The sequence below is a fragment of the Nocardioides salarius genome (genome assembly GCF_016907435.1).
GTDB lineage: Bacteria > Actinomycetota > Actinomycetes > Propionibacteriales > Nocardioidaceae > Nocardioides > Nocardioides salarius.
The window spans coordinates 3,144,483-3,165,277 of record NZ_JAFBBZ010000001.1 but is presented as its reverse complement, the minus strand read 5'-3'; the positions used below and the strand labels follow the sequence as shown (position 1 = coordinate 3,165,277).

General features: G+C 72.9%; 18 protein-coding genes. 10 read left to right on the top strand and 8 right to left on the bottom strand.

All coding sequences use genetic code 11. From position 1 onward, the window contains the following. Positions 1–31 precede the first annotated feature (31 nt). Positions 32–1,753 (top strand): ABC transporter ATP-binding protein, encoded by a 1,722-nt coding sequence (locus JOE61_RS15265; protein WP_193667013.1) that lies wholly within the window; start codon positions 32–34, stop codon positions 1,751–1,753. Then, on the top strand, positions 1,750–3,498 hold the full coding sequence (locus JOE61_RS15260) for an ABC transporter ATP-binding protein (protein WP_193667012.1): 1,749 nt from the start codon (positions 1,750–1,752) through the stop codon (positions 3,496–3,498). Before JOE61_RS15265 ends, JOE61_RS15260 begins: the two co-directional genes overlap by 4 nt. 314 nt (positions 3,499–3,812) lie before the next feature. Here the strand turns inward: JOE61_RS15260 and npdG are convergent, their stop codons facing one another. Further along, positions 3,813–4,481, bottom strand: coding sequence for an NADPH-dependent F420 reductase (gene npdG / locus JOE61_RS15255; protein WP_193667011.1), 669 nt, complete (start codon positions 4,479–4,481; stop codon positions 3,813–3,815). Between the two features lie 208 nt (positions 4,482–4,689). Here npdG and JOE61_RS15250 point away from each other — a divergent pair, with 208 nt between their 5' ends. Both JOE61_RS15250 and JOE61_RS15245 read left to right on the top strand, forming a co-directional pair. Beyond that, a complete protein-coding gene (locus JOE61_RS15250; RefSeq protein WP_194624579.1) occupies positions 4,690–6,732 on the top strand; it encodes an acyltransferase family protein in 2,043 nt (680 codons plus the stop codon). A gap of 97 nt (positions 6,733–6,829) precedes the next feature. Next, the gene (locus JOE61_RS15245) at positions 6,830–7,858 is read left to right on the top strand and encodes an LLM class F420-dependent oxidoreductase (RefSeq protein ID WP_193667009.1); all 1,029 of its coding nucleotides are present in this window, start codon (positions 6,830–6,832) and stop codon (positions 7,856–7,858) included. Here JOE61_RS15245 and JOE61_RS15240 read toward each other — a convergent pair. Beyond that, positions 7,839–8,741 (bottom strand): sulfotransferase family protein, encoded by a 903-nt coding sequence (locus JOE61_RS15240; RefSeq protein WP_193667008.1) that lies wholly within the window; start codon positions 8,739–8,741, stop codon positions 7,839–7,841. The genes JOE61_RS15245 and JOE61_RS15240 overlap by 20 nt on opposite strands. Before the next feature lie 101 nt (positions 8,742–8,842). Then, the gene (locus JOE61_RS15235) at positions 8,843–9,529 is read right to left on the bottom strand and encodes a hypothetical protein (RefSeq protein ID WP_193667007.1); all 687 of its coding nucleotides are present in this window, start codon (positions 9,527–9,529) and stop codon (positions 8,843–8,845) included. Positions 9,530–9,651: 122 nt separating this feature from the next. Between JOE61_RS15235 and JOE61_RS15230 the strand changes: the two genes are divergently transcribed. Continuing rightward, complete coding sequence (locus tag JOE61_RS15230) at positions 9,652–10,152, top strand: hypothetical protein (RefSeq protein ID WP_193667006.1); 501 nt, start codon at positions 9,652–9,654, stop codon at positions 10,150–10,152. Between the two features lie 3 nt (positions 10,153–10,155). Here the strand turns inward: JOE61_RS15230 and JOE61_RS15225 are convergent, their stop codons facing one another. From JOE61_RS15225 to JOE61_RS21805, 4 genes are all read right to left on the bottom strand, one after another. After that, positions 10,156–11,202: an SPFH domain-containing protein gene (locus tag JOE61_RS15225; protein ID WP_193667005.1), complete on the bottom strand. Its 1,047-nt coding sequence runs from the start codon at positions 11,200–11,202 to the stop codon at positions 10,156–10,158. A gap of 5 nt (positions 11,203–11,207) precedes the next feature. Then, positions 11,208–11,690, bottom strand: coding sequence for an NfeD family protein (locus JOE61_RS15220; RefSeq protein WP_227491137.1), 483 nt, complete (start codon positions 11,688–11,690; stop codon positions 11,208–11,210). Positions 11,691–11,777: 87 nt separating this feature from the next. Beyond that, complete coding sequence (locus JOE61_RS21810) at positions 11,778–11,927, bottom strand: TraR/DksA C4-type zinc finger protein (protein WP_307823045.1); 150 nt, start codon at positions 11,925–11,927, stop codon at positions 11,778–11,780. Further along, positions 11,924–12,826, bottom strand: coding sequence for an NAD-dependent epimerase/dehydratase family protein (locus JOE61_RS21805; RefSeq protein ID WP_193667003.1), 903 nt, complete (start codon positions 12,824–12,826; stop codon positions 11,924–11,926). The genes JOE61_RS21810 and JOE61_RS21805 overlap by 4 nt, the downstream gene beginning before the upstream one ends. A 1,078-nt stretch (positions 12,827–13,904) precedes the next feature. Here JOE61_RS21805 and JOE61_RS15210 point away from each other — a divergent pair. The 3 genes from JOE61_RS15210 to JOE61_RS15200 are packed head-to-tail and all read left to right on the top strand — an operon-like array spanning position 13,905 to position 16,601. Further along, on the top strand, positions 13,905–14,864 hold the full coding sequence (locus JOE61_RS15210) for a MetQ/NlpA family ABC transporter substrate-binding protein (protein WP_307823043.1): 960 nt from the start codon (positions 13,905–13,907) through the stop codon (positions 14,862–14,864). A 49-nt stretch (positions 14,865–14,913) separates the two neighbouring features. After that, positions 14,914–15,942 carry a methionine ABC transporter ATP-binding protein gene (locus JOE61_RS15205; RefSeq protein ID WP_307823042.1) on the top strand — a complete coding sequence of 343 codons (1,029 nt, stop codon included), beginning with the start codon at positions 14,914–14,916 and terminating at the stop codon, positions 15,940–15,942. Next, positions 15,942–16,601 carry a methionine ABC transporter permease gene (locus JOE61_RS15200; protein WP_193667002.1) on the top strand — a complete coding sequence of 220 codons (660 nt, stop codon included), beginning with the start codon at positions 15,942–15,944 and terminating at the stop codon, positions 16,599–16,601. The genes JOE61_RS15205 and JOE61_RS15200 overlap by 1 nt, the downstream gene beginning before the upstream one ends. Before the next feature lie 16 nt (positions 16,602–16,617). On the opposite strand, the gene JOE61_RS15195 is transcribed toward JOE61_RS15200, so the two are convergent. Next, a complete protein-coding gene (locus tag JOE61_RS15195) occupies positions 16,618–17,349 on the bottom strand; it encodes a MerR family transcriptional regulator (protein ID WP_204797254.1) in 732 nt (243 codons plus the stop codon). Positions 17,350–17,446: 97 nt separating this feature from the next. On the opposite strand from JOE61_RS15195, the gene JOE61_RS15190 reads away from it, so the two are divergent. Beyond that, a complete protein-coding gene (locus JOE61_RS15190; RefSeq protein ID WP_193667001.1) occupies positions 17,447–18,595 on the top strand; it encodes an acyl-CoA dehydrogenase family protein in 1,149 nt (382 codons plus the stop codon). A 54-nt stretch (positions 18,596–18,649) separates the two neighbouring features. Beyond that, positions 18,650–20,737: an MMPL family transporter gene (locus JOE61_RS15185; protein ID WP_193667000.1), complete on the top strand. Its 2,088-nt coding sequence runs from the start codon at positions 18,650–18,652 to the stop codon at positions 20,735–20,737. Positions 20,738–20,795: the final 58 nt, after the last annotated feature.

Here is a 20,795-nt window from a genome sequence, read left to right as displayed (position 1 = left end):
GGGAGCGGCCCGTCACGCTCTACCTTCTGCTGTGCGCGCGCTGCCCTTCGACGATCCCGGGACCGCCGACCACCGCTCCCCGGGGCGCTTCTTGTGGTGGCTGGCCCGCGGCCAGTGGCACACCCTGGCGCTGGGGATGTTCTTCGGCGTCATCTGGATGAGCAGCCAGGCGGTGCTGCCGGCGCTGATCGGTCGCGCCATCGACCGCGGCGTGGCCGACCGCGACTCCTCGGCGCTGCTGATGTGGACCGGGCTGCTCTTCGTGGTCGGGCTCGTGCAGGCGGCGAGCGGGATCGTGCGGCACCGCTTCGCGGTCACCAACTGGCTGACCACCGCCTACCGCACCGTCCAGCTGGTGACCCGCCAGAGCGTCCGGCTCGGCGGCAGCCTGCCGCGCCAGGTCTCGACCGGCGAGGTCGTCGCCATCGGCACCAGCGACCTGTCGCACCTGGGCCAGGTGATGGACGTGTCGGCGCGGTTCGCGGGCGCGGTCGTGTCGTTCGTGCTGGTCGCGGTGATCCTGCTGCAGACCTCCACCACGCTCGGGCTGGTGGTGCTCCTCGGTGTGCCGACCCTGGTGCTGCTGATCGGCCCGCTGCTCGCGCCGCTGCAGCGCCGCAGCACCCACCAGCGCCACCTGATGGGCGAGCTGTCCAACACCGCCACCGACATCGTCAGCGGCCTGCGGGTGCTGCGCGGCATCGGCGGCGAGCAGGTCTTCCACGCCCGCTACGCCCGCGAGTCGCAGGCCACCCGCCGCGCCGGCGTCCAGGTCGCGCGGCTGCAGTCGCTGCTCGACGCGCTGCAGGTGCTGCTGCCCGGCGTCTTCGTCGTGGTCGTGGTCTGGCTCGGGGCCCGGTACGCCGTCGCCGGGCGCATCTCGCCGGGCGAGCTGGTCGCCTTCTACGGCTACGCCGCGTTCCTGATGATCCCGCTGCGCACCGCGACCGAGTACGCCAACAAGCTGATCCGCGGGCTGGTCTCGGCCCGCCGGGTCTGCCGGGTGCTGGCGCTGGAGCCCGAGTCGGGCCCGCCGGCGCAGGCCGCGCCCTCTCCCCCGCCGGGCTCCGACCTGGTCGACGAGCGCTCGGGGCTGCGGGTGCCCGCCGGGCGCCTGGTGGCGGTGGTCAGCGAGCAGCCCGACGAGTCGGCCGCGCTCGCCGACCGGATCGGGCTCTGCGACGCCGACCACGACGCCGGCGTACGCCTGGGCGGGGTGCCGCTGGTGGCGCTGTCGCGCGAGGAGGTACGCCGCCGCGTCGTCGTCTCGCACACCGGCTCGGTGCTGTTCTCGGGTCGGTTGGGCGAGCGCCTCGACGTGTCCGGCCACGGCGACGTCGAGCGTGCCCTGCTCACCGCGTCGGCGCAGGACGTGCTCGACGCCCTGCCCGAGCGCCTCGACACCCTCGTCGCCGAGCGCGGGCGCAGCTTCTCGGGTGGGCAGCGCCAGCGCCTCGTGCTGGCCCGCGCCCTGGCGCTCGACCCCGAGGTGCTGGTGCTGGTCGAGCCCACCAGCGCCGTCGACGCCCACACCGAGGCCCGCATCGCGCAGCGGCTGCGCCCGCACCGGGCCGGGCGCACCACGGTGGTGACCAGCTCCAGCCCCCTGGTGCTCGCCGCGGTCGACGAGGTCGCCTTCCTCGTCGACGGCCGGGTGGTGGCCACCGGCACCCACGCCGAGCTGCTCGAGCGCTCGGCCGACTACCGGCGCGTGGTGACCCGCGAGGTCGCTCCCGCGGAGGTCGGCCGATGAGCGCCACGACCCGGCTCCCGGTCGCCGACACCCCCGCGCTGCGCCGCTACGTCAAGCAGCTGGCGCGCCGCCATCCACGCATGCTCTTCGGCGCGCTCGCGCTGCACGTGCTGGCCGCGGTGGCCGCGCTGGCGGCGCCCCGGCTGCTCGGCGACCTCGTCGAGGCGGTCGAGCAGGGCACCACCACCGGGTACGTCGACCGGGTGCTGATGGTCCTGGTCGGGTTCCTGGTCGCCCAGACGGTGCTGACCCGCTACGCCCGCTACGTCAGCCAGGTGCTGGGCGAGCAGGTGCTGGCCGACCTGCGCGAGGACTTCGTCGACAACGCGCTGTCGCTGCCGGTGGGGGTCGTCGAGTCGGCCGGGTCCGGCGACCTGCTGACCCGCACCAGCCGTGACGTCGACCAGCTCGGCTGGTCGGTGCGGATGGCGCTGCCCGAGTGGACGATCGCCGTGGTCACCGCGGCGCTCACGCTCGTCGCCGCGCTGAGCATCGGCTGGTGGGTGGCGCTGCCGTGCCTGCTGGGCGTGCCGCCGCTGGTGGTCGGCCTGCGGTGGTACCTGGCGCGCGCCAAGGACGGCTACCTGCGCGAGTCGGCGACGTACTCGGCGATCAGCGCGAGCCTGACCGAGACCGTCGAGGGCGCGCGCACCGTCGAGGCGCTGGGCCTCGAGCGCGAGCAGATCACCCGTGTCGACGACGACATCCGCGACTCCTACGACGCCGAGAAGTACACGCTGCACCTGCGCACCGTGTTCTTCCCCAGCATGGAGCTGTCCTACCTGGTGCCGACGGTGGCGACGCTGCTGCTCGGCGGGTGGCTCTACACCCGCGGCGAGGTCTCCCTCGGCGACGTGACCGCCGCGACGCTCTACGTGCAGATGCTCATCGACCCGGTCGACCGGATCGTCTCGATCCTCGACGAGCTGCAGGCCGGCGCCGCGTCGCTGGCCCGGCTGCTCGGGGTCGCGCACGTGCCCGACGACCGCACCGAGGGCGAGGCCCGGCCGGTCGACGAGCAGCTCGACGTCGACCGGGTGCGGTTCTCGTACGACGGTGAGCGCGACGTGCTGCACGACGTGTCGATGTCGGTGGGGGTCGGCGAGCGGATCGCGATGGTCGGACCGTCGGGTGCGGGCAAGTCGACGCTGGGCCGGCTGATGGCCGGCATCCACCCGCCGCGCGAGGGCGCGGTCACCGTCGGCGGCGTGCCGCTGGTCGACCTGCCGCTGGGCGAGCTGCGCGGCCACGTGGCGCTGGTGACCCAGGAGCACCACGTCTTCGTCGGCACCGTCCGCGAGAACCTGGTGCTGGCCCGGCCCACCGCCGACGACGACGCGGTGCTGGCCGCGCTGGGGTCGGTGGACGCGCGGGCCTGGGTCGAGGCGCTGCCCGCCGGCCTCGACACCCTCGTCGGCTCGGGCGGGCGCGCCCTCACCGACGCCCAGGCCCAGCAGGTCGCCCTGGCGCGACTCGTCCTGGCCGACCCGCACACGCTCGTGCTCGACGAGGCGACGTCGCTCATCGACCCGCGCGCCGCCCGGCACCTCGAGCGCTCGATGGCCTCGGTGCTCGAGGGACGCACGGTCGTCGCGATCGCGCACCGCCTCTTCTCCGCCCACGACGCCGACCGGGTCGCAGTCGTCGACGGCGGCCGGATCACCGAGCTCGGCACCCACGACGAGCTGATCGCCAACGGCGGCTCCTACGCCGACCTGTGGGAGTCCTGGCACGGACGCGCCTGACGCCGAGACCCCGTGAGTCCACGGCGTACGGCGCGCGCGCCACGCACCGGGTCTCGGCGACGCTCCTCGCTGGCGCTCGTCACTGCTCGACCAACGGCCGGGGCCGCAGTGGTCACGAACGACAAGCACTGAGCCCCCGCCACCGTCGTCTGTGACCACTCCACGCCGCGACCACCCGTTGGTCGAGCAGCGAGGGCCGAAGGCTCGAGCGACGCCGAGACCCAGTAACCACCCGGCGTACGCCGAGCGGATCACTCACCCGGTCTCGGCGACGCTCCTCGCTGGCGCTCGTCGCTGCTCGACCGACGGCGGGGTCAGACGCCGGAGATGCGCACCCCGGCGTGGGTCTTGTACTTGCGGTTGATGGAGATGAGCACGGCGGTGAAGGGCTCGAGCTGGCGGGCCAGGCGCAGCTTGCCGGCGTCGATGCCGCGGCGGGAGGTGACGGACTCGGCGAGGTCCATGGCGACCTCCTTGGCCTCGACGACGTCACCGACGACGAGGACGTCCTCGTCGAGGTGGTCGTCCTCGCCCCACAGCAGCACCGCGGAGACGTTGTGGAAGGCGCCGACCACGGTGGCCTCGGGCTGCAGGCGCTGGGCCTCCTCGGCCGCGGAGCCCTCGCCGCCGTCGATGACCCGGCCGTGGGCGCCGCGCTTGTCGAAGGCGAGCGGGTTGACGCAGGAGATGACCGTCTTGCCCGCGAGCGGGAGCGACTCGACCAGCTCGGCGTGGCCGTCGTACGGCACGGCGAGCAGCACCACGTCGGCCTCGCCGATCGCGTCGGCGTTGGCGGCACCGGTCACGGAGCCGGCTCCCTCGACGCCCGCGAGCCGCTCGGTGACCTCGTCGGCGACGGGGCCGGCCTTCTCGGCGGAGCGCGACCCGAGCACCACGCTGTGACCGGCCCTCGCGAAGCGGTAGCCCAGGCCCTTGCCCTGCGGGCCGGTGCCGCCGATCACTGCGATGCGGTAGGTCGTCACGCTGGTGCTCCTCAAGCTCGGCGAAGGTCTGGGCCGCCGCGGGCGGGTCCCGCCCGGGCGCCCGGCGATCATGGCACCCTCGTGGCCCGTAACGATCGGCCCGGTCACTTGTTAAGACCGTGGAGGCAGGTCGAGCACGGGCTCGGACATGGGGAGGCACGAGGTGGCGGCAACCGGTGGCACGCGGCACCGCGACGACGTACAGGGCATGCGTGCCCTGGCCGTCGCGCTGGTCATCGCCGCGCACGCCGGGGTGCCCTTCCTCGCCGGCGGCTTCGTCGGGGTCGACGTCTTCTTCGTCATCTCCGGCTTCCTGATCACCGGCCTGCTGGTGCGCGAGGTCGAGGCCGAGGGCCGCCTGTCCCTGACGGGGTTCTGGTCGCGCCGAGCGCGCCGCATCCTGCCGGCCGCCACGCTCGTGCTCGTCGTGACGCTGCTGGCCGCGCTGGTGTGGCTGCCGCTGGTCAACGCCCGCGACCTCGTCGACGACGCCGTGTGGTCGGGCCTGTTCGCCGCCAACATCCACTTCGCCGACGAGGGCGTCTCCTACTTCGCCGAGGGCACCGGCCCCTCCCCCCTGCAGCACTACTGGTCGCTGGCCGTGGAGGAGCAGTTCTACGTCGTCTGGCCGCTGCTGCTGCTCGGGCTCGCCGCCCTGGCTCGCCGGGCCGGCCGCGGCCACCTGACGCGCCGGGCGCTGCTGGTGGTGCTGCTCGTGGTGAGCGGCGCCTCGTTCGCGTGGTCGCTGGCCGCCACCGCGGCCGACCCGGCGGCGGCGTACTTCTCCACCCCCGCCCGGGTCTGGGAGCTCGGGGTCGGCGCGGTGCTCGCGCTCGTGCTGCCGCGGCTCGCGCCCCGGGTGCCGCCCGTCGCCTCGTGGCTGCTCGCGGTCGGCGGCCTGGCAGCGGTGGTCGTCGCCGGCGTCGTCATCTCGCCCGCCACCGCCTTCCCCGGGTACGCCGCCCTGCTGCCGGTCCTCGGTGCCGCCGCCCTGGTGACCGCGGGCAGCACCACCGCGGGCCAGCCCGGCCCGGTGCGCTGGCTGCTGACCTGCCGCCCCGCCCGCACGCTGGGCGACTGGTCGTTCTCCCTCTACCTGTGGCACTGGCCGGCGCTGGTGATCACCGAGCAGCACCTGGGCCGGGCGCTCACCGTCACCGAGCGGCTCGTCGCGGTGCTCGTGGTGCTCAACCTGGCGGCGCTGACCTACCGGTTCGTCGAGACCCCCTTCCGCAGCGGCCGGGTCGCCGTGCGCCTGCCCTCGCCGCGCCCGCTGGTGCTCTACCCGGCCAGCCTGCTGCTGGTCGTGGGCGCCGCGGCCGGCTCGTGGCACTACACCGAGTGGCGCGGCGGCGAGGGCGGCGACAACCCCGCCATCGCGGTGCGCGACCGCGACCACCACGACGAGACGGTCGCGCTGGTCAAGGCCTCGGTGCGCGCCGCGCGCGAGGAGGTGGCGATCCCCAGCGACCTGACCCCCGACCTGCTCGACCTGCGCCAGAGCGTGGCCGACGTCGGCGCCTGCGACTACGAGGACGACGTACGCCGCCTGTGCGTGCGCGGCGACCCCGCCGGCGAGCGCACCGTCGTGGTGATCGGCGACTCGCACGCCCGGGCCTGGATCCCGGCGCTGGAGCGGATCACCCTCGACTCCGGCTGGCGGGCCTTCTACCTGGTCAAGCCGCAGTGCCCGGCCGGTCACGTGAGCGTGGCGCCGTTGAAGCAGGCGGTGGTCTTCACCGGTTGCGACGAGTTCCAGGACTGGGTCTCCGACCAGGTGGCCGCGCTCTCCCCCGACCTCGTCGTGGTCTCCTCGGCCCCGCCGGTCAACGGCGTGTGGGTGGAGGGCCGGCGGGTGCTGACGATCGAGAAGGTCGCGCCCGAGCTCGAGCGCGGCTACGACGAGCTCTTCGACGAGCTGCGCGCCCACGCCGAGCGGGTCGTGGTCGTCAAGGACGTGCCGAAGTCGGCGACCGACCCGGGCGAGTGCCTGACCTCGGCGACCCCCAGCCTCGGCAGCTGCATGTTCGAGCCGGTCGAGCGCGCCACGATCCTCGGCGACGTCGTGGTGAAGTCGGCGCTGCTGGCCGGCGCCGAGGTCGTCGACCCGACGCCGTGGCTGTGCTTCGAGGGCGACTGCCCGGTCGTGGTCGGCGGCACCCTGACCTACCGCGACACCGACCACCTCACCACCGAGTACGCCGCCGGGCTGGCCGGCTCGCTGGGCCGGGCCCTGAAGATGACGGGCTGAAGATGACCGGCTGACCAAGACCCGCGGGACCCTGACAGCGGCACTGCTACGGTCACGACCGACGTTGTACGCCGATCTCAGCACCGCAAGGGGACCCATGAAGCTGTCGATGCCGCTCGTCTACGCCGGCAACCCGCGAGAGACCGCCGACCAGGTCGTCGACCTGGAGAAGGCCGGGCTGGACATGATCTGGGTGGCCGAGCCCTACGGCTTCGACGCCCCCACGCTGATGGGCTACCTCGCCGCGAAGACCGAGACGGTCCAGATCGCCGCCGGCATCCTCAACGTCTACTCCCGCACCCCGGGCGCGCTGCTCCAGACGGCCGCGGGCCTCGACAACGTGTCCGGCGGCCGTGCGGTCATCGGCCTGGGCGCCTCGGGGCCGCAGGTCATCGAGGGCTTCCACGGCATGGCCTACGAGAAGCCGCTGGGCCGCACCCGCGAGGTGATCCGGCTGCTGCGCTCGGGGCTGCGCCACGAGCGCCTCGAGGCCGACGGCATCTTCACGCTCCCGCTGCCCGCCGACCAGGGCCTGGGACTGGGCAAGCCGCTCAAGCTGCTCAACAAGCCCGAGCGCTCCTCGATCCCGCTGTGGGTGGCCGCGCTCGGCAACGCCAACGTGGCGATGACCGCCGAGGTCGCCGACGGCTGGCTGCCCTTCCTCTTCTACCCCGAGAAGGCCGAGACGGTCTGGGGCGAGGCGCTGGCCAAGGGCCGCGCCAAGCGCTCCGACGAGCTGGCCCCGCTCGAGGTCAGCGCCGGCGGCATGGTCGCGATCGGCGAGGACGTCAAGGGCATGCTCGACTTCATGCGCCCGATGTACGCCCTGTACGTCGGCGGCATGGGTGCGCGCGGCAAGAACTTCTACAACGAGCTCGCCTGCCAGTACGGCTACGAGGCCGAGGCCAAGCAGATCCAGGACCTCTACCTCGACGGCAAGAAGAAGGAGGCCGAGGCGCTGGTGCCCACCGAGTGGCTCGAGGCCGGCAACCTGGTCGGGCCGGCGTCGTACGTCAAGGAGCGCATCGCCGCCTTCCGCGAGGCCGGCGTCACCAACCTGCAGGTCAACCCGGCCACCGAGGACCCCGCCGCGACCATCGCGCAGGTCAAGGAGTGGCTGGCCTGACCCCGGGCGGGGCCGGCTGCACCAGGCCGGCCTTGCGGTTCAGCCGCTCGGCGAGGTCGTCGGGGTCGAGGCTGCCGGCCAGCACCCGCGAGGTCGACCAGGCCGCGACGTCGAGGTCGACCTCGGTCGCCAGCAGCGCGAGGTCGTCGGCGTAGATCTCGGCGAGCCGGCGGACCAGGGCCCCGGTGACGGGCGGGGCGACCAGGTTGGAGCGGGAGGGGTTGGCGCTGAGGGCCGGCGCCGCCTTCTTGAACGGCGGCAGGCCCAGGAACGTCGTCATCCGTCGAGCGGCCCCGGTGAGGTCACCGACCACGTCGCGGAAGTCCATGACCAGGAACTGCTCGCGCGGCAGGTGGAGCAGCGCCTCTCGGAGCTGGGCGCCGTACAGGCCCCGCTGCACCAGGCTCCGCTTGCGCAGCTGCCCGTTGCTCACCCCGGCCGGCCCACCACGGGACACGTCGCCCATCGCGAGGGACGACTCGACCAGCTCCGCGAAGGCGGGGTGGTCGCCCGCACGGCGTCCGTAGGTCATCGACCACTGGGAGAACGCTCTCTCGATGGGGTCCCTGAGGCTCAGGATCACCCGCATCTGCGGGTCGTAGGCGGCGATGCGGCGCATGGCTCCGGGCCAGAACAGGTACGACGGTGTCGCGTCGACCCCGAACCGCTGGCGCTCCTTCTCGGCTACGGCGTGGTAGTCGCCGTGGGCGGGCCTCGACCAGTCGCGCGTCTCGTCGTCGAAGTAGTGGACCTCCTTGCTGCCACCACCGGCCACGCGTGGGTGGCGAGCCAGCAGGGAGTAGAGCGTGCTCGTCGCAGCCTTCTGCACCCCTGCGATCGTCACCGTGTAGGGAACCCGCCGCGTCGTGACCTCGTCGACCATCCTCCCATCCTCCACGGGAGCACCGGGACCAGCGCACGGGGTCGCGGCTGTTGGCGTGCCGCCCTCCACGCGCCAGGCCGTCGGTCAGGTCGCCGGCCTGCTCACACGGCGTGGTCGAGCTCGCGGGACCGCACTCTCCCCCGCCCACCGCGGCTGCGCCGGGCGACGTCAGCCGTGAGCAGGCACAGGCCGGCGCCGACCAGGAGCACGCCCGAGACCGCCTCCCACCACGGCTGGGCGTCGTAGGGCCCGACCGCGTAGGAGAACGCCGCCACGAGCGGGGCGGCGAGCACCAGCAGGACCGCGGCGGCGAGTCGTGGCCCGCGCGCCGAGATCGCCAGCCGCACCGCCACCGCAGGAGGCAGCAGCACCCACGCCGCGGCCGCGACGCCCCCGCCGACCGGGTCGACGAGATCACCGGTGAGCCCGGAGCGGAGGGTGGCGACGCCGACGGCCGCCGTGCCCAGCGCGCCCGCGAGGGTCGCGGCGGCGGTGACGGCATCCGGCCGACGCCCCACGAGGGCCCACGGCAGCAGCACGAGGGCGGCGGCGAGGACCAGCAGCGACCCACCCGCCAGCTGGGCGGCCGCCCCGACGGGCTCCCACGGCGCTCCGGGCACCACGACGTCGAAGCGGTGGTCCTGCCGCTCCAGGCACGCCGTGCTCCCGCTCTCGCCCCACCCGCAGACGTCGGCCCAGCGCTGCCACGACGCCGCCACCAGCAACGCCCCGGCGACGACGAGGAGCACCGCCGCGCCGAGCCCGCCGGCCCCCTTCCCACGTTCCACCGCTGCTCGCACTCGCCGCACCTCCCCGTCTCGTCACCCCAGTCTGCGCGCTGGCCACCCTCCCGCGGAAGAGCTCGCGTCGGACGGTGCGTCCCGACCCCGAGTCGCGCTAGCGTCGTCCCATGACCGACGACTGGGTCCCCAGCGACGAGGAGTCCGACGCCTGGCTCGAGGAGTGGGCGGCGGTGGACCGCGAGGCCGCGCGCTACCTCGCGGAGCGAGTGCCCGGCGTCGAGGACGTCCCCGACGACAGGGCCGTGTGGCTCGACGAGCTCGTCGACACCATCTCGCCGTCGGAGCTGCCAGGCGACGACGAGGTGGAGTCGCTGGCCGCGGTGATGGCCCTGCAGCACGTCGACTGGCTCGGCCTGGCCCTGGGCGTCGTACGCCGCGGCCCCGGCAGCGACCTCGACGCGGCCCAGGTGCAGGCCGACGTGGTCGCCCTCGACGAGGTGGACGGGGAGATCGAGGACCCCGACGGCCACCTCGCGGTCATGGCGGCGGCGCTGGACCACCTGGCACCGCGCTGGCGGGCCCTCGGCGTGCTCGACGACCAGGAGCGGCTGACCGAGCGCGGCGTGTGGGCGCTGCCGCGCGCCCTGCACCGCAGCTGGACCGACTGAGCGTCACAGGGTGGCGCGCTCGACCTCGTTCTTCGCCTCGTCGGCCGCGGCACGGGCCAGCTCGGCCGCCCGGGCCGCCTCGGCCTCGATGGCCTGCGGCCGGGCCACCGGGCCGATGCGCTGCGCCGGCTCGCGCACGGGTCGCGCCGGCGCCCGGCGGTCCTGGCCGACCCCGGGCTCGGGCCCGTGCTCGGGGGCGAACGCCGACGTCACGGTCCGGACCGCCTCGGTGAGCTCCCCGGGGATCACGAAGAAGCTGTTGCCGCCCTCGGCGAGCCGCGGCAGCATCTCGAGGTACTTGTAGGCCAGCACCTTGGGGTCGGCGTCGTTGGCGTGCACCGACTGGAAGACGCGCTCGAGCGCCTTCGCCTCGCCGTCCGCCTCGAGGATGGTGGCCTGCTGGCGGCCCTCGGCCTCGAGGATCAGCTTGTTGCGGGTGCCCTCCGCGGTCAGGATCAGCGCCTGCCGCTCACCCTCGGCGTGCAGGATCGCGGCGCGCTTGTCGCGCTCGGCGCGCATCTGCTTCTCCATCGCCTCCTTGATGTTGGTCGGCGGGTCGATGGCCTTGATCTCCACGCGGTTGACCCGGATGCCCCACCGGCCGGTGGCCTCGTCGAGCACCTCGCGCAGCCGGGTGTTGATGGTCTCGCGCGAGGTCAGGGTGCTCTCGAGGTCCATCGAGCCGATCAGGTTGCGCAGCGTGGTGACGGTCAGGTGGTCGATGGCCTGCAGGTAGTCGGCCACCTCGTACGCCGCCGCCCGCGGGTCGGTGATCTGGTAGTAGAGCACCGTGTCGATGGCGACCACGAGGTTGTCCTCGGTGATGACCGGCTTGGGGTCGGAGGAGTAGACGTGCTCGCGGACGTCGAGCTTGGTGTTGACCCGGTCGACGAGCGGGATGATCAGGTTGAGGCCGGGTTGCAGGGTGCGCTGGTAGCGACCGAACCTCTCGATGTTGTAGCGGCGCGCCTGCGGCACGATCCGGATCGCCGAGGCGACCACGAAGACGACCAGGGCGGCCAGGACGGCGATCGGCACGAGCAGGTCCACGGCACTCACTCCTCCAGGGGGTCGGGCTCCCGCAGCTGGTCCGGCAGCGGGTCACGCGGATGGACCACGGCGGTCGCGCCCTCGATCCCGAAGACGTCGACCCGGACGCCGGGCGGGATCACCAGGTCCTCGTCGAAGGCCCGCGCCGACCAGTCCTCGCCCGACAGGTGCACCAGGCCTCCGTCGGCGGTGACCTCGCGGGTGACCAGCGCGGAGCGTCCGACGAGGGCGTCGCTGCCCTCGCGCGAGGGCGGCGGCAGCGTCAGGTTGCGCCTGGCGATCGGCCGGACCGCAGCCAGGCCCACCCCGCCGGTGAGGGCGAAGACCAGCAGCTGCACGGGCACCGAGGCACCGAGGCCGGCGGCCACCGCGGCGACCAGCGACGCGCCCGCCAGCAGGCCGAGGAACAGCGTCAGCGTGACGAACTCCGCCGCGCCGAGCACCACCGCCGCTACCAGCCAGAGCAACCACCACATGGAACCGTCCATCCGTTCGTGATGACCCTCAAGAGTACCCCCGGGGGGATGAGAGGGCACGGGTCGGACGACTGGGCCGGTCCCGCACGCCGCGCCGGTTCAGGAGCAGGTCTGGCCCCGCGAGGGACGCTTGCGCAGGCTGGCGCACGCGATGCAGGTGGTCGCCCGCGGCAGCGCCGCCAACCGCTCGGCGCCGACCGGACGGCCGCACCGCTCGCACGGGGCCACGCGCTCCTCGAGCTGCGTCACGAGGACGCCCCCGGGTCGGCCAGCACGTCGCGCCACGAGTGCTGCGGCTCGTAGCCGAGCAGCCGGCGCGCCTTGTCGATGGAGTAGAAGGTCTCGTCGCGCCCCATCTCCCCGCGCTGCTCGACGCCGTCGTAGAAGCGCTCGCGCACCTCGTCGGTGGTCGCGGCGACCGACATGTCGGCGTTGGCGACGTTGAAGACCTCGTAGCCCAGCCCGTCGGTCCCCAGGCAGCGCTGGACCATCTGGCCCAGGTCGCGGGTGTCGATGTAGGCGAAGACGTTGCGCCGGCGCAGCGAGGGGTCCTCGAGGAAGGCCGGGAACATCTCGGCGTACTCGTGGGGCTCGATGACGTTGTTGATCCGCAGCCCGTAGACGTCGGCGCCGGTGCGGGCCTGGAACGAGCGCGCGGTCACCTCGTTGGCCACCTTCGACATCGCGTAGGAGTCCTCCGGCACGGTGGGGTGCTCCTCGTCGAGCGGCACGTAGAGGGGGCGCCGCTCGCCCTGCGCGAAGCAGATGCCGTACGTCGTCTCCGACGAGGCGAAGACCACCTTGCGCACGCCCAGCCGGGTCGCGGCCTCCAGCACGTTGTAGGTGCTCAGCACGTTGGTCGCGTACGTCGTCGCGTCGTCGGTGAGCAGGATGCGCGGCACCGCGGCGAAGTGCACCACCGCGTCGTACGCCGGCTTCTCGGGCAGGTCGAGCTCGTCGAAGGTCGCCAGCCCGGCCAGCGCCGAGTAGGTCGAGCCCGCGTCGGTCAGGTCGACCCGGAGGTCGGCCACCCCCGGGTGGTCGAGCGGCACCAGGTCGGCGTTGGTGACCTGGTGGCCCTGGTCGGCGAGGAACGGGGCGACGTGGCGGCCGGCCTTGCCGCTGCCGCCGGTGAAGAGGATGCGCATGCCCGCCAGCCAACCAGGCCCACGAAGGCCGCCCCTCCCCCGCAGGGTCTCGTCACTGCTCGACCAGCAAGCACCGTTGGTCGAGCAGTGAGGGCCGAAGGCTCGAGCGACGCCGAGACCCGGTGACCTCATGGCGTACGGCGGGTGTGGTGCTCGCTGGGTCTCGGCGTCGTTCCTCGCTGGCGCTCGTCACTGCTCGACCAACGGCGGTCGTTGGTCGAGCAACGAGGGCCGAAGGCTCGAGCGACGCCGAGACCCCGCAACCACCCGGCGTACGGCGAGCACGTCACTCACCGGGTCTCGGCGACGCTCCTCGCTGGCGCTCGTCACTGCTCGACCAGCAAGCACCGTTGGTCGAGCAGCGAGGGCCGAAGGCTCGAGTGACGCCGAGACCCCGCTACCACCCGGCGTACGGCGCGTAGGCACCTCACCCGGTCTCGGCGACGCTCCTCGCTGGCGCTCGTCACTGCTCGACCAACGGCGGTCGTTGGTCGAGCAGCAAGGGCCGAAGGCTCGAGCGACGCCGAGACCCCGCAACCACCCGGCGTACGGCACGTGGGCACCTCACCCGGTCTCGGCGACGCTCCTCGCTGGCGCTCGTCACTGCTCGACCAACGGCGGTCGTTGGTCGAGCAGCAAGGGCCGAAGGCTCGAGCGACGCCGAGACCCCGCAACCACCCGGCGTACGGCACGTGGGCACCTCACCCGGTCTCGGCGACGCTCCTCGCTGGCGCTCGTCACTGCTCGACCAACGGCGGTCGTTGTCGAGCAGCGAGGGCCGAAGGCTCGAGCGACGCCGAGACCCCGCAACCACCCGGCGTACGGCACGTGGGCACCTCACCCGGTCTCGGCGACGCTCCTCGCTGGCGCTCGTCACTGCTCGACCAACGAGGGTCGAGCACTCGACGGCTGCCCAGCTCGCGGGAGGGACAGGACCCGGCGATGTCCGCCCACCTGGTGCTCGACCCCCTGCTCGTGTGACGCACATGACGGCCCTGCGTGGCCCGGAACCGGAATGCCGTGGGCCCACACCTGTTGTAGCCACGTTCCCCGTCGCTGACCCGGAAGGTCACCTCTCGTGCCTGACTCCTCCCCCATCCCCTCCTCCTCGACCGGCCCCGACCTCGTCGAGGCGCCGAACCGGCGCCGTTGGCCGTTCGTGCTGGCCTCGCTCGTGGCGCTGGCGGTCGTCGCCGGGGTCGTGGTCGCCGCCACCGGCGGCGACGACGACTCCCCCACGGCCGGTGAGACCGTGCGCATCGGCGTCGTGGGCGCCAGCGACCCCTACTGGGCCACCTACGAGCAGGCCGCCGAGGACGAGGGCATCGACGTCGAGGTCGTCGACTTCGCCGACTACAACCAGCCCAACCCGGCCGTCTCCGAGGGCGAGCTCGACCTCAACCAGTTCCAGCACATCGTCTTCCTCGCCGACTACAACATCGCCAGCGGCGACGACCTGCAGCCCATCGGCGCCACCGCGATCTACCCCCTCGGCCTGCACTCCAAGCAGTACGACGCGGTGGAGGAGATCCCCGACGGCGCGACCGTGGCGGTGCCCAACGACGCCAGCAACCAGGCCCGCGCCCTGGTGCTGCTGCAGTCGGCCGGCCTGATCGAGCTCAAGAGCGGCGGGACGATCTTCTCCGACCTCGCCGACATCGACACCGCGGCCTCCCGCGTGGAGGTCGAGGCGCTCGACGCGGCGCTGACCGCGACCTCGCTCGACGACCTCGCCGGCGCCGTGGTCAACAACGACTTCGTGGAGCGCGCCGGCCTCGACTTCGACGACGCCCTGGCCCAGGACGACCCCGACGACGCCAAGGCGCTGCCCTACGCCAACGTCTTCGCCGCGCAGGCCGACGACCTCGACGACCCGACGTACCAGCGCCTGGTGGAGATCTACCAGGAGACCCAGGCCGTGCAGGAGGGCGTCGTCGAGGTCTCGGGCGGCACCGCCGTCATGCTCGACACCCCCGTCGACGACCTGCGGGCCATCCTGGCCGAGGTCGAGGCCGACACCCGCGACCAGCAGGGCTGACCGCAGCGTGACCGGCACGTCCAGCGCCCCGCTCATCCGCTTGTCGGACGTGAGCCGCACCTTCCCCGCCGCCTCCCGGCGCGGGGCGCCGGTGCACGCCCTCGACCACGTCGACCTCGACGTGGCCGAGGGCGAGGTGCTCGGGGTGGTGGGCTACTCCGGGGCCGGCAAGTCGACCCTGCTGCGCCTGGTCAACGCCCTCGACCGGCCCACGAGCGGCACCGTCACCGTCGCCGGCCGCGAGGTCAGCTCGTTGTCGGAGCGCGCCCTGCGCGAGGTGCGCCGCGACATCGGGATGATCTTCCAGCAGTTCAACCTCTTCTCCTCGCGCACCGTGTGGGGCAACATCGCCTACCCGCTGCAGGTCGCCGGCGTGCCCCGGGAGCAGCACCGGGCACGGATCTCCGAGCTGCTGCACTTCGTCGGCCTCGCCGACAAGGCGCACACCCACGTCGAGCAGCTCTCGGGCGGGCAGAAGCAGCGGGTGGGGATCGCTCGGGCGCTGGCGACCAACCCGCGCATCCTGCTGGCCGACGAGCCGACCAGCGCGCTGGACCCGCAGACCACCAGCGAGGTGCTGGCGCTGCTGCGCCGGGTCAACGAGGAACTCGGGCTGACCGTCGTGCTGATCACCCACGAGATGGAGGTGGTGCGCTCGCTGGCCCACCGCGTCGCGGTGATGGAGGCCGGGCGCGTCGTCGAGCTCGGCGACACCTACGACGTCTTCGCCTCCCCGCAGCACCCCGCCACCCAGCGCTTCGTCAGCACTCTGGTGGAGAAGGGCCCGCCGCCGCGGGCCCTGGAGCGGCTGCGCGAGCGGCACCCGGGGCGGATGGTCACGCTCTCCTTCCGTGACGAGCACGCCTCGCCCGCCGACGTCTTCGCCGCCTTCATCGAGCGAAGCGTGGCCTTCGAGCTCGTGCACGGCGGGGTCGAGGACGTCCGCGGCCGCACCTTCGGCCACCTGACCCTCACCCTCACCGGCGACGACGCTGCCGTGGCCGGCGCGCTCGCGCACGTCGCCACGCTGGCCGAGGTCACCGAGCCCCCCGCGCGCACCGGGAAGGAGGCGTCCTGATGGACCGCCTGATCGAGCTCGACTCCCTCTTCCTCGAGGCGGCACTGGAGACGCTCTACATCGTCGCCATCACCCTCGGCATCGGTGGCACGGGAGGACTGCTGCTCGGCACGCTGCTCTACACGACCCGCGCCGGCGGCATCACGCCCAACCGCGTGGTGCACGTCGGCCTCAACCTGGTCGTCAACTTCTTCCGGCCGATCCCCTTCGTCATCTTCATCGCCGCCGCGCAACCCCTGGCGCGCCTGGTCGTCGGCATCGGGATCGGCAACCGGGCGATCATCTTCGCCCTCTCGCTGGCAGCGACCTTCGGCATCAGCCGGATCGTCGAGCAGAACCTCGTCTCGGTCGACCCCGGCGTCATCGAGGCCTCGCGCGCGATGGGCGCCGGTCGGCTGCGCACGATCCTGACCGTGCTGCTGCCCGAGGCGCTGGGGCCGCTCGTCCTGGGCTACACCTTCGTGCTGGTCGCGATCGTCGACATGACCGCGATCGCCGGCGTGGTCGGTGGTGGCGGGCTGGGCGCCTTCGCCCTGACCTACGGCTACCGCCAGTTCGACCCGCTGGTGACCTGGGCCGCGGTGCTGGTGATCATCGCCTTCGTCCAGCTGGTCCAGTTCGGCGGCAACCGGCTGGCCCGCAGGGCGATGCGACGCTGAGCGTGCGCGCCGACCCTCAGTCGCGGGCCAGCGAGCGGGTGATGACGGCGTTGGCGGCGCGCTGGAAGCCGGCCACCACCGACTCGAGGGTCAGCCGGCGCAGCTGCGGCAGCGTGCGCTCGATCCGCTCGGCCTCGGCCGGGCTGTGCTCGCCGCTGCGGTACGGCGCCAGCAGGCCGCTGCGCAGGATGTCGGTGAGCTCCTCGGCCAGGGCGGTCATGTGCCGGGTGATCGCGTCGCCGGCGGCGCCCACGCTCTCGGGGGGCACGTCGAGGGCGAGCAGGTCGAGGCCGATCTGCAGGTTGGGCATCACCCGGTAGCGACCACCCTCGACCGGGTCGAGCAGCGCCAGGCGCTCCAGCAGCCCGAGGTCCTCCTCGCCCAGCGAGCGCCCGGCCCGGGCGTCGAGCTCGGTGCGGTCGAGCTCCTCGGGCACCTGCGAGGTCCACGAGGTCAGCATCGCCCGCTGCATCGCCAGCTCCTCGACGCCCGCCTCGGCCGGCACCGAGGCGACGTACCGCTCGATGGCCTGGAGGGTGAAGCCGTGCTCCTGCAGCGCGCGCACCAGCTCGAGCCGGGCGCGGTGCACGCTGTCGTAGTAGGCGACCCGGCCCCGGCGCAGCGGCGGGGGCAGCAGCCCGAGGCTGGCGTAGTAGCGGGTGGTGCGCACCGTGAGCCCGACGGCGGCGGCCAGCTCGTCGACCGTCAGCAGCGCGTCCGCGTCGTCCAGCTGGGTGCTCGCCGTCATGGACCTGACCCTAACGCTTGAAGTGTGACAGTTCTGCTGTCACAGTTCTGCTCGTACGGTCCGCACCCGCGGCAGGCACCACACCGGAGGCAACCCCATGGCCCAGCCCACGTCGATCTACACCGAGGAGCACGAGGACTTCCGCGCCATGGCGCGCGCCTTCATGGAGAAGGAGGTCGTGCCCCACCACGACCAGTGGGAGAAGGACGGCCAGGTCAGCCGCGAGGTGTGGCGCAGGGCCGGCGAGGCGGGGCTGCTGTGCTTCGACGTCGACGAGCAGTACGGCGGCATGGGCGTGCGCGACTTCCGCTTCAACGCCATCGTCGCGGAGGAGATCTCCAAGGTCGGCGCCAGCGGGCTGGGCTTCCCCGTGCACACCGACATCATCGTGCCCTACATCTCCTCCCTGGGCACCGAGGAGCAGAAGCAGCGCTGGCTGCCCGGCCTGGTCTCCGGCGAGCTGATCTCCGCGATCGCGATGACCGAGCCCGGCGCCGGCTCCGACCTGCAGGGCATCCGCACCAGCGCCGTCGACAAGGGCGACCACTGGGTGCTCAACGGCTCCAAGACCTTCATCAGCAACGGCATCATGAGCGACGTCGTCATCGTCGTCGCGCGCACCGACCCCGACGCCGGCCACATGGGCTTCAGCCTCCTGGTCGTCGAGGCCGGGATGGCCGGCTTCGAGCGCGGCCGCAACCTCGACAAGATGGGCCTCAAGGCCCAGGACACCGCCGAGCTGTTCTTCGACAACGTCGAGGTGCCCAAGGACAACCTGCTCGGCACCGAGGGCCACGGCTTCATCCACCTGATGGAGAACCTGCCCCAGGAGCGGGTCTCGATCGCCTGCATCGCGCTGGCCGCCTGCGAGCACGTGCTCGACCTGTCGCTGGCCTACGTCAAGGAGCGCGAAGCCTTCGGCAAGCCGATCGGCAAGTTCCAGAACACCCGCTTCACGCTCGCCGAGATGGCCACCGAGGTCTACATCGCGCGCACCTTCGTCAACGACTGCGTCACCAAGCTCAACGCCGGCGAGGTCGACGCCAGCCTGGCCTCGATGGCCAAGTGGTGGACCACCGAGCTGCAGAAGAAGCTGGTCGACCAGGGCGTGCAGCTGCACGGCGGCTACGGCTACATGATGGAGTACCCCATCGCCAAGGCCTACGTCGACAGCCGCATCCAGACGATCTACGGCGGCACCACCGAGATCCAGAAGGAGATCATCGGGCGCGCGCTGGGCATCTAATCTAGGACCGGTCCTCACCCGTCGGTCACCGGCGGTCTCTGGCACGCTGCTGCCATGAAGCGACGTTGGGTCTGGCCGCTGCTGATCGTCCTCGTCTGGGTCTTCGTGGGCGGGCCGCTGGGCTCGTTCGCCGGCCAGCTGGGCAGCGTGCAGGAGAACGACAACGCCGCCTTCCTGCCCGAGACCGCCGAGTCGACCCAGGTCCTGGAGACCCTCACGGGCTTCCAGGAGCAGGAGACCATCCCGGTCACGGTCGTCTTCGAGCGCGACGGCGGCCTCGAGGACGCCGACCAGCAGACGATCGCGGCGTACGCCGAGGAGCTGGGCCAGGTCGACGACGTCGCCGGCGTGCAGGGCCCGGTGCCCTCCGACGACGGTGAGGCCGCCCAGCTGGTCGTGCAGGTGGCCACCACCGACGGCGAGGTGATCATCGAGCGGGTCGAGGCGCTGCGGGCGGTGCTCGACGACCCGCCCGAGGGCCTCGAGGCGCTCGTCGGCGGGCCCGGCGGCATCCTCGCCGACCTGGTCAACGCCTTCGGCGCCATCGACGGCCTGCTGCTCGTGGTGGCCCTGGCGGTCGTGCTGGTGATCCTGGTGGTGGTCTACCGCACCCCGGTGCTCCCGTTCGTCGTGCTGTTCTCGGCCGTGCTCGGGCTGGGCACCGCCTCCGCGGTGATCTACGCGCTGGCCTCGGCCGACCTGCTGGCCCTCAACGGCCAGAGCCAGGGCATCCTCTTCATCCTGGCGATCGGCGCCGCCACCGACTACTCGCTGCTGCTGGTGGCCCGCTTCCGCGAGGAGCTGCGCGACCGGGAGTCGAAGTACGACGCCATGCGGGCCTCGCTTCGCGCGGTCGTCGAGCCGATCGGCGCCTCGGGGGCCACGGTGATCCTGGGCCTGCTGTGCCTGCTGCTCTCCGACCTGGCCAGCCTGCAGGGCCTCGGCCCGGTCGGCGCGCTGGGCATCGCCGCGGCGATGCTGGTCTCGCTGACCTTCCTGCCCGCGGCGCTGGTGCTCCTGGGCCGCCGCGCCTTCTGGCCGCTCGTGCCCGCCTACGGCTCGGAGCACAAGAACACCGAGGGCCTGTGGGGCGCCGTGGCCCGCCTCGTGCGCGACCGCACCGTGGCCGTCGCCGCCGTGACCACCCTGGTGCTGGCCGTCTTCGCCGGCTTCGCCTTCACCCTCGACGAGGACCCCGTCCCCCAGACCGACCTGTTCCTGACCGCCGAGGAGTCGGTCGCCGCGCAGGACGTGCTCGACGCCCACTACGAGGCCGACACCGCGAGCCCGCTGCAGATCGTGGTGCCGACCGACCGGATCGGGGCGGCCGTCGACGTGCTGCGCGCCGACGAGGGCGTCTCGCAGCAGAGCGAGGGCCCGCAGCCGGCGATCGCGCCGATCCCCGAGGCGGACGACCCGCAGCAGCCGCGCAGCGTCGACGGGGTCTCCATCCTGCTGGCCAACCTGGCCGACGGCAGCGAGACCGAGGCCGCCACCGAGACGGTCCAGCGCCTGCGCGCGGACCTGTCGGAGGTCGACGACGACATCCTGGTCGGCGGCTCCACCGCCACCCTGCTCGACACCCGCGAGACCACCAGCCGCGACCGCGCCGTGGTGATCCCCGCGATCCTGGTGGTGATCTTCGTGGTGCTGGCGCTGCTGCTGCGCTCGCTGGCCGCCGCCGGGCTGCTGATCGTGGCCAACGTGCTCTCGTTCGGCGCGACCATGGGCGTCAGCGCGCTGGTCTTCGAGCACGTCTTCGGCTTCCCCGCCAGCGACCCCTCGACCCTGCTGATCGCCTTCGTCTTCCTGGTCGCGCTGGGCATCGACTACTCGATCTTCCTGATGACGCGGGTGCGCGAGGAGTCGCTGCGCCTGGGCACCCGGCCGGGCATCCTGCGCGGGCTCTCGGTCACCGGCGGCGTGATCACCTCGGCCGGCGTGGTGCTGGCCGCGACCTTCGCGGCCCTGGGCGTGGTGCCGATCCTGTTCCTGGCCCAGATCGCCTTCATCGTCGCCTTCGGCGTGCTGCTCGACACCCTGGTGGTGCGCTCGCTGCTGGTGCCCGCGGTCTGCTACCTCGTGGGCCAGCGCACCTGGTGGCCCTCGGCGCTGGCCTCGGGCGGGCAGCACGTGGGCTGAGCCGTCCCGGCGGGTGGCCCGCCCCGCCGACGCGGCCCGGCCGTCGTTAATCTGAGGT

Excerpts from the sequence above, each read along its gene's own strand:
- JOE61_RS15260 (WP_193667012.1), top strand. The coding sequence starts at position 1,750 with ATGAGCGCCACGACCCGGCTCCCGGTCGCCGACACCCCCGCGCTGCGC.
- JOE61_RS15250 (WP_194624579.1), top strand. The coding sequence starts at position 4,690 with ATGCGTGCCCTGGCCGTCGCGCTGGTCATCGCCGCGCACGCCGGGGTG.
- JOE61_RS15245 (WP_193667009.1), top strand. The coding sequence starts at position 6,830 with ATGAAGCTGTCGATGCCGCTCGTCTACGCCGGCAACCCGCGAGAGACC.
- JOE61_RS15240 (WP_193667008.1), bottom strand. The coding sequence starts at position 8,741 with ATGGTCGACGAGGTCACGACGCGGCGGGTTCCCTACACGGTGACGATC.
- JOE61_RS15230 (WP_193667006.1), top strand. The coding sequence starts at position 9,652 with ATGACCGACGACTGGGTCCCCAGCGACGAGGAGTCCGACGCCTGGCTC.
- JOE61_RS15220 (WP_227491137.1), bottom strand. The coding sequence starts at position 11,690 with ATGGACGGTTCCATGTGGTGGTTGCTCTGGCTGGTAGCGGCGGTGGTG.
- JOE61_RS21805 (WP_193667003.1), bottom strand. The coding sequence starts at position 12,826 with ATGCGCATCCTCTTCACCGGCGGCAGCGGCAAGGCCGGCCGCCACGTC.
- JOE61_RS15200 (WP_193667002.1), top strand. The coding sequence starts at position 15,942 with ATGGACCGCCTGATCGAGCTCGACTCCCTCTTCCTCGAGGCGGCACTG.
- JOE61_RS15195 (WP_204797254.1), bottom strand. The coding sequence starts at position 17,349 with ATGACGGCGAGCACCCAGCTGGACGACGCGGACGCGCTGCTGACGGTC.
- JOE61_RS15190 (WP_193667001.1), top strand. The coding sequence starts at position 17,447 with ATGGCCCAGCCCACGTCGATCTACACCGAGGAGCACGAGGACTTCCGC.
- JOE61_RS15185 (WP_193667000.1), top strand. The coding sequence starts at position 18,650 with ATGAAGCGACGTTGGGTCTGGCCGCTGCTGATCGTCCTCGTCTGGGTC.